The organism is Candidatus Methanoperedens nitratireducens (assembly GCF_900196725.1).
GTDB classification, from domain to species: domain Archaea; phylum Halobacteriota; class Methanosarcinia; order Methanosarcinales; family Methanoperedenaceae; genus Methanoperedens; species Methanoperedens nitroreducens_A.
Genome location: NZ_FZMP01000141.1, coordinates 1 through 1,014, shown reverse-complemented (window position 1 = coordinate 1,014; position 1,014 = coordinate 1). Strand labels below are relative to the sequence as shown.

The window sequence follows — 1,014 nt, the reverse complement described above, 5'->3', positions numbered from 1 at the left end:
CTTTCAACTTCCCTGACATCAGCGGCAGTTACTTTAGAGAAGTCAGTCTTTTTTGGAAAGAACCGACGAATCACTCCAATTCTGTTTTCAACGGTTCCTTTTTCCTGAGACGTATACGGGTGAGTAAAGTAAGTTGGTATTTTCAGATCTTCCTTTATCCTGTAATGTCGTGCGAAGGCCAAATCGTTATCAAAGGTAATACTTTTCACCGGGTGCAAGCAGCGGTTGATGATCTTCTTCAATTTTCGCTCTATGTATTTCGCATCCTTACTTGTTATCTTTTCCAACCAGTTCATTCGTAATTTGCGATCGGTTACGATCAGCAATCCTGGCTGTCTGTTTTTACCCAGCACCAAATCCACTTCCTTATCTCCAATCCGCTTGCGTTGGTTGATAATTGCCGGGCGTTTATCAATACTTGTGCGGTCCTTGATAAGACCCCGATTTTCGTTTTGATTCCTCCGTTTTCTTCTGCGACCAAAGTGTTTAAGTTCCCGGTGTAGCATTTTATCCTCTCTCCGATCCCTGCGGTTGCTTTTTTTGCCACTCCATATCCATTGGTAAATCGTCTCGTGACTCACAAAGTCCCCGAATTCCTTTTTCCCATTTGCCCATATCAATTCGGGACTTAGCTTTTCCTGTTTTAACCCCTTGCGGGCATAAGCTTTCATATCTTCTGTGAATCGTATATGCTTGGGCTTAAGGCGATGGCGTTCACGGGTCCAGCTCTCGGCCTTGGAGGCAATATAGATTTGAGCATGCTGTCCTCTTTTATTGGTATTTCGCTTGATCTCTCTGCTGATCGTACTCTTGTTAACTTTCAGAATATCAGCAATTTCTGTGATCGAATGTTCGGCCGTTAATAGACATTCTATTTGATATCTTTGTTCCGGCTGTAGGTGTTTATATTTTTTTGTCATAAGCAACACAAAGATTGAGCTTCTCAGCCAAACAAGGGAAGGAAACTTCCCTTGTTCTTACTATCTTGTGTTGCACTTATTACTTGAACTCAGA

Annotated in this window: 1 protein-coding gene; it reads right to left on the bottom strand. The window is 42.3% G+C overall.

All coding sequences use genetic code 11. The features are described from left to right. Nucleotides 1-920 (bottom strand): IS30 family transposase (locus tag MNV_RS09850; RefSeq protein WP_096205657.1); only part of this gene is annotated, 920 nt, incomplete at its 3' end. Nucleotides 921-1,014: the final 94 nt, after the last annotated feature.